Origin of the sequence: Micromonospora sp. NPDC000207 (genome assembly GCF_040300925.1) — a bacterium.
Taxonomy (GTDB): Bacteria; Actinomycetota; Actinomycetes; order Mycobacteriales; family Micromonosporaceae; genus Micromonospora.
The window spans coordinates 1-6,418 of sequence record NZ_JBEPEQ010000188.1; the positions used below are offsets into that span (position 1 = coordinate 1).

Annotated in this window: 5 protein-coding genes and 1 pseudogene; 2 read left to right on the top strand and 4 right to left on the bottom strand. The window is 60.8% G+C overall.

Going from position 1 to position 6,418, the window contains the following annotated elements:
• From ABT336_RS26475 to ABT336_RS26485, 3 genes and pseudogenes are all read right to left on the bottom strand, one after another.
• A pseudogene (locus ABT336_RS26475) lies at positions 1–223 on the bottom strand (hypothetical protein); the annotation flags it as partial.
• Entirely contained in the window at positions 220–966 is a 747-nt protein-coding gene (locus ABT336_RS26480) for an ATP-binding cassette domain-containing protein (protein ID WP_350900178.1), read from the bottom strand. The pseudogene ABT336_RS26475 and the gene ABT336_RS26480, both read right to left, overlap by 4 nt.
• An 83-nt stretch (positions 967–1,049) precedes the next feature.
• Positions 1,050–1,406 (bottom strand): hypothetical protein, encoded by a 357-nt coding sequence (locus tag ABT336_RS26485; protein ID WP_350900180.1) that lies wholly within the window; start codon positions 1,404–1,406, stop codon positions 1,050–1,052.
• A gap of 1,489 nt (positions 1,407–2,895) precedes the next feature.
• On the opposite strand from ABT336_RS26485, the gene ABT336_RS26490 reads away from it, so the two are divergent.
• On the top strand, positions 2,896–3,054 hold the full coding sequence (locus tag ABT336_RS26490; RefSeq protein ID WP_350900182.1) for a hypothetical protein: 159 nt from the start codon (positions 2,896–2,898) through the stop codon (positions 3,052–3,054).
• Between the two features lie 373 nt (positions 3,055–3,427).
• Here the strand turns inward: ABT336_RS26490 and ABT336_RS26495 are convergent, their stop codons facing one another.
• A complete protein-coding gene (locus tag ABT336_RS26495) occupies positions 3,428–4,438 on the bottom strand; it encodes a hypothetical protein (RefSeq protein WP_350900184.1) in 1,011 nt (336 codons plus the stop codon).
• A gap of 831 nt (positions 4,439–5,269) precedes the next feature.
• On the opposite strand from ABT336_RS26495, the gene ABT336_RS26500 reads away from it, so the two are divergent.
• Positions 5,270–6,268, top strand: coding sequence for a hypothetical protein (locus ABT336_RS26500; protein ID WP_350900186.1), 999 nt, complete (start codon positions 5,270–5,272; stop codon positions 6,266–6,268).
• Positions 6,269–6,418: the final 150 nt, after the last annotated feature.

Sequence of the window (6,418 nt, forward strand, 5' to 3'; positions counted from 1 at the left end):
CTTCCTCCGGACCCGCCACTGGATGGGGGTCTGGCCAGAGACCGGAGCTGCGGCCCAGGTGCCCGCCTTCCTCCTCGGGACCCTCGGCCGCAGCTCCGGTCTCTGGCCAGACCCCCATCCAGTGGCGGGTCCGGAGGAAGATCACCGCCAGGTCGAGCAAGACGAGAACGGGTAGGGCCCAGCGGATGGGGGAGTTCCGCAGGTGCAGCCAGAAGCCCTTCACAGCTGCTGCTCGCCCTCGGGTAGCAGGTTCATGTACGCCCGTTCCAGCTTGGAGTGGCCGGGCAGGTCGTCCCGGCTCAGGGCCTCCAACTCGGTGACCGTGCCGTCGAACTGGGTCGACCCGCCGTGCATGACGATGACCCGGTCGCAGATCGCGCCGACGTCGTCGATGAGGTGGGTGCTGAGCACCACGACGGTGTCGTCGAGCCCTGAGATGATCTTCCGGAACTGGAGCCGCTGGCGAGGGTCGAGACCCACCGTCGGCTCGTCCAGCAACACCAGGCGGGGGCGTCCCACGATCGCCCAGGCGATCCCGGCCCGTCTACGCATACCACCGGAGAGGCTCTTCATCCTCGACCGCCGCCGGTCGGTCAGGTCCACCATCACCAGCGCTTCCTCCACCGAATCCCGCCACCGGGACGAGGGCACCCCGCGCATCCAGGCCGCGTAGGTGACGAAATCGGCGACCGTCATCCGGGGGTCGAAACCGAAGTCCTGCGGCAGGTATCCGATGCGGTCCCGGACCTGCCGCGCGGAACGCTCCCCGGAGACCTCGACCCCGTCGATCCGGATCCGCCCGTTCTTCGGCGGCAGCACGGTCGCCAGGGTGCGGAGAAGAGTGGTCTTACCTGCTCCGTTCGGCCCCAACAGGGCGGTCACCCCCGGTTGGAGAGTGGCGCTGAGCCTGTCGATGACGGTCGAGGTGCCATAGCCCTGGGCAACGGCGTCGAGAACCACGCTCATTCGGAAACTCTTTCACGTTGCAAGCGTTTGGTGGAGGAGCTGCAGTTCCAACTGCAGCTCCTCCACCAGACGATACTCGAAAATCAGATGTAGTTGAGCCAGCCATTGCTCGCACCGAACGTGCAGTCGGTGCCGGGGACGGTGGTCGTGCTGCCCTGGGGTCGAACCCTGTCGAAGCTCTTGTCTGTTTGCGCCGAGCAGGCGATACCCGAGATGTAGGTCCCGGCGTACTGTGCACCCGGTGCGTCGCACTTCTGCGCCCAAGCCGTGGTCCACCACTGCGTATAACAGTTGAAGGTCTTGCTCGACGAGCCAGCCGCGAACGCGGAGTTGGTGGCCATCATGCCGGTGGCGCTGGCAGTGAGCAGGCCCAGCACAGCGGCCTGCGCGATTCGCTTACCCAGGTTGCGGGGTAGCAACGAATTGCGGGTGGATCCCATTAACCCTCCATCAGATGGCAAGGTGGAGGAAGGCCGGTCACGCCGATTTCCTCCATGCTGACGAGCTTCGATGCTAGTGATCGAGAGATGTCACCGCAAGTGATGCTCTGGTCGCTTGCGGTGAGCTGTAAGGCTCGGTATGATCTCTTGAGAGCAGGCATCCTGCTTCACGAACCTTCCATGAGAATCGCCCTGACTAGTTCCTGTGTGGGTGGCAAGACGCGGCTTGGGGTCGCGTGACCTGCGGTTTTATGGAATCCGCCGCAGGAGTGTTCGCAACCGCAAAGCGTCCAGGCTGGAGGGTCATGATCAGTGCAGGATCCTTGCCGAGAGGTGGGACCTCACCGTCGCTCGCTCCATGGCATCAGCGAAGCGCTGACCAGCGTGGACGTGCTGACCTTCGGGGGAGCCTGGGGCGGCGTACGCACGCTATTCAAGCGACGCCGCTTCTGGCTGCCCACACCGCGCCACCGCGTTCCGGGGCGTGATCATTCTGGCTAGTTCCCACCCCACACGCGGGGAGGCGGGGCCAAGGGTCGGATTGCCTCTCAGATAGGAACACCCCGATGTGAGTGGGAAGGTGCTTCGCGAACTGCGGTATTACGATCTCTCTTGCACGGTGTTTCTGCAGTAGGGCGTCCGAGGTTGGAGGTTTGGGGGCTCACAGCCACGACGGTGGCGGGCGCAGCTGCGAAGGCAGAGGGCGGACGGTAGGGGCAGGGAGTAATCATGTGCTGCGTCTTTTGACGGCCCTGGCTGGTTCGACCGGTCCGGGCGTGAGCCCCGGTGTTGCTCGTGGGTGCTCGGTGGGTGCTCGGATGTCGGGGAACTGGTCAAGCGGGGTTGGACTGACCCGGATTGAGTGCGTGTCTCCGGGCTACCGAACTGATTCACGTTTAGCGTGTGCGTGCTGTACCTGCAACTATGTGGGCGGATTGACTCGGACGGGGCTGGAGAAGATTAAGCCGGCACTCTATCCATCGATACCTCTCACTACGGATCAGAAGGTTAGGGGTTCGAGTCCCTTCGGGCGCACAAGATCATCAGAAGCCTGACCTGCCGATACGGTGGTCAGGCTTCTGGTTTTCTCTGTCCCTTGTGGTCGGTTGGGTGCTCGGATGGTGCTCGTGCGACGAGCGTCCCTCGCGTCCGGCGCGGTCCAGGGTTGTTGTGATGAGTGCGGGTGTGTGCGACGGGCGCAGGTGTGCGGCCGGGTGGGCGTGGAGAGGTTGGAGCTGACTCGGGGTGATGGTGTGGTTGATGGCCGCAAGGTTGTGGCATGTACCTGCGGTTCGCGTCCTAGGGTTGATCTAGGAGCTGCGCCCGACCACCGCGCCGGGCGAGGATCGCAACACCGCAGAGTGGCGCAAAGCCGCGACCACCCCGTCCAGCTGCGCCCGGCCACCGCGCCCGGCGAAAGCCGCAACGACGAGCGGCAGATACTTAAGAAGAGGACGCTCGGAGCAGGCTCCGCCGACAACGAGAGGGTTTGCTGAGCCTGATAGTCGCGGGTACGGCGGGCATCATCGGCTACGCGGACAGCGCTCAGTTAACTGAGGCGATCACGTCGGCGGGGGTGACATTCGGCGGTACGGTGACGCTGCTCGTCCTCATCCTGGCGCTCGTCCTGCTGGACAGCCGCCGGTGACGTAGCGGGAGGCTGACGCGTCACCCTGCATCGCTGGGAGCGGTTCGAGTACAGGTGGGTTGACCTGCCCTGTGACAGGGTGACCGAACCTTCGACAGAAGTACCGGTCGACCTTGCTGGCACCGTCGAAGGTCACCGTTGCGCCCTGCGCCGCTGTCACCACCGTCCTGCCTCACGCCCATCTGCCACCGTCGCGCTCCCTACAGACCCTTCGGCCCCCGGAGTCCGATCCGATCACCTGAATGGATGGATGGATGGCGTCGCGCCGACATGAAGCATGGTGCGCATCAATTGCGCACCATGCTTGAACAAAATTTCCATGCCTTGGGGTTGCGGCTAGTTGCTCGCTGCGAGAAACGTGTTCAACTCATTCCTAGGGTGCATCAAGCCGAACCAGCCACGCAAGCTTGTCTGAAGGGATGCCGAATGACTCGGTATTCAAGAATCCGTAATCATTGGAATAGATTGTGTGTTGTACGTCTCCGTCTCCCTTGCGACTGTAGCCGGACGGAACGCAGTTCTGCACGTTTTGGGGATCTGACGTGTTGTACTTGAGATTGAGATCGCCATTGACTATCGTGCGGCCCGAAAAGTTCTCGAGAGAGAGAATTTGAGGCACTACGCTCGTCATCAGTGAGTTGCATTGGGTCATGGCGATCGTTTTACTGAGCGCTGAAAGGTGAGTAACGCAGGCGAGATGCAGATCTACAGCGTAGACGCATCCGAAAGAGCGCTTTTCATTACTTGCGTCCTGGACTGTGTAGCGTCCGGTATATGCAACAAAGCCTTGGTCCTCGCCGGGGGGAAATCGGCCGATAACTGCGTTCCCGTAGCTCCCGCGACCTTCGAGGCACTGGTAGTTGCTCTGTTGCTCGGCATTCCAAGCCGGCGAGAAAGACATGTAGGTCATGTCGCCGGCCCACGCATACATGAACGAGTCCCAGAGCCAGCCATCCACGTCTGAGTAGCAGACCTCGTTGAGTGTGACGAGGTCTGGACCCAGATAATAGATCAGGTCTCCAGCCTCGATTACTGCGTTCACGCCGTTCCAGCAGCCCGCGATGCCGCTACTGCAAAGGTTCATCTGAAGCGCCCAGTATTCGTTGACACTTTTCGTCGCTGACGCCTTGGGGCGAGTAGGAATTTCGTCGGCCCATCTGTTCTTCCGGCTCTGTCTTTGCGCAGCGGGCTCTTTGGATTTTTCGCCAACGGGAGGTCGAACGGAAACCTCTGCCTTCTCAATCGAGAAGTCAGCACCTGCTTCCAGGCTGCTGTCTGTGACTGCGTGCGCAGGAACCGAAAAGATGGTGGCAATCAGGACTGTGGCGGCGAAAGGAGCAACGAAAAGTCTCCGAAGTCTTCCCTTGGCTTTGAGTCGGCGCATACTTCTCCTTCAATAGGTCTTGAGCTGCTCTGGTTGGCCGATATCAAATATGAGCCTGAGAAACGAAAGGCTCGGGTGTGCAGGATCGGAGGACTGACTGACGAAATTTCGTCGATGAAACTCAGTGGTCTGCAGGCTCGGGTCATCGAGGGTTGTGGAGCCGCAGAGTCGTGAATTATTTCTGTCGGGCAATGGGCGTCTACTCCGCAATGCATGCCGTAACTCAATGTGAGATCCACACTACGCACAGGCATTGATGATGGTCAAGTCAAAAGCGCGAGATGTTCTCCACCCAGAATCAGGGCAGGCTCAGTGGATCTCTGTAGTGCCTGGTAGGCGTGCTGGCGGGCGTGGATCTCATCCCGCATGGATGCTTGATCTGACCTCGATGCGCCGACCCTCCACGATCGCTCTCACCCTTTCGGCGCATTTGTCGCTCATGTCGAGGGTGTCGCTTCGGGATGGAGTCTGTAGCACCCTCAGTCGGGTGCGGCGCCAGTTTCGGTCCGCCGAGGCATCTCCGGAAAACCGACCAGATCGACAGGGGAGCGTTAGCTAGCTGGTGGATCGACCCGAAGGGCTGGCCCCTCGACCGATCTAGAGTGTGGGTAGGAGGCTGTCGGTCAATCAACGTCCAGCGCTCGGAGAGTCGTAGATCCTGGTGAAGGCTGCCTTGAGCCTCCGACAGGCAAAAGCCCAGGCGAGCACCGTCGCGACCAGCGAAGCAGTGCGCCGTGAACCGTATTGGCAGGCTTCGTAAGGCCACGTACGCGAACCAACATGAGAGGTTCATGTTGCCTGTTTCGATGCGTTGTAAGCTAGGATCGTTCGATGGCTCGCCTGCCCTGGTTGCTGATGGCGTTCGCCGTCACGGTCTGCTGGACCCCTTTTGGATTGATTGTCACCCTCGTAATGGTCGATGCCGCTAGCTACGAGGGCTACCGGCCTGAGCTGACTGAATTGACGACTGCGGCGACTGTGCTCGCGGTGGCAACAGGGTCCGCGCTGGGGTTGGCCTACGCTCTACGTGCTCCCTGCGTGCGCGGAATCCACTCGAAATTCGTTCACGTGCTCCCGGCGATGGCGGCGGCCGTAGCGGCTGGCGCTCTTGTGCTCGCGACTAACGAATTCGTCTACTCTTACGTCATTCCGATTGGCGCACGTGGCGGAATCGGAAGCTGGGCAACGGCCTTGTCTGCTGCGGTATTGGCCATTGTGCTAGAGCTTCTTATAGAGCAGCCTCAAAGCGAGGAAACTCCAAGCGAGGTGCTACCGGCGCCCCGTCCCGGCTCGATTGGTCGGCGACTGTTGCTGGCCGTCGTCGTTGGTCTCGTGGGAGTAACGGTCGTTCCTGAGTTTGTCCGTATCGGAGCAGAGCTTTCCACGGTTCGGTTTTACTCCGAAGGTGCAGTTAATATCGAAAGTGGCCAGGCGACAAGAGTGAGTGTCCAGTCTGGCTCTAGCGCCATCTATGCACACAGCTACGTTGGCGTTACAGTCGACGACTGCAGACTTGCAGACGAGGATGGAGGCAACTTACCGCTCCGTTCAACCTCGGTGCGGTTCACCGACAACAACGACAGCATTGTCACCATGCTCGTCGGGACCTTCTACTCCCCAACTGACCAACTTCTCACGCTGGTCTGTGAAGGCGACTCGAGCAGCGGATATTTTGTTTCAGGGGTGCCTGATATCCGTGGCCCTCTGGGGAATCTGATTTATGGTTCGGTCTTTCCCATGGTGGGGTTCGGAGCCTTTCCGGGCGTGCTGATTGCAGTCGTAGTTGTCGCTCGGAGGTGGCGCTTGATGAGGCGAAGAACTCAACCGTGAATTGAGCCGCTGGGGACTGCCCCCGGTTTGATTGACTCCTAATTTGTGAGGATGTGTTCCTCGCTGGAAGGATGTCTGTCATGCCGAAAGCGTTTCCGCCGGAGTTCCGTCGTGACGTGGTCGCGGTCGCCCGTAAGGGCGAGGTGCCGT

Excerpts from the sequence above, each read along its gene's own strand:
- ABT336_RS26480 (WP_350900178.1), bottom strand. The coding sequence starts at position 966 with ATGAGCGTGGTTCTCGACGCCGTTGCCCAGGGCTATGGCACCTCGACC.
- ABT336_RS26485 (WP_350900180.1), bottom strand. The coding sequence starts at position 1,406 with ATGGGATCCACCCGCAATTCGTTGCTACCCCGCAACCTGGGTAAGCGA.
- ABT336_RS26495 (WP_350900184.1), bottom strand. The coding sequence starts at position 4,438 with ATGCGCCGACTCAAAGCCAAGGGAAGACTTCGGAGACTTTTCGTTGCT.
- ABT336_RS26500 (WP_350900186.1), top strand. The coding sequence starts at position 5,270 with ATGGCTCGCCTGCCCTGGTTGCTGATGGCGTTCGCCGTCACGGTCTGC.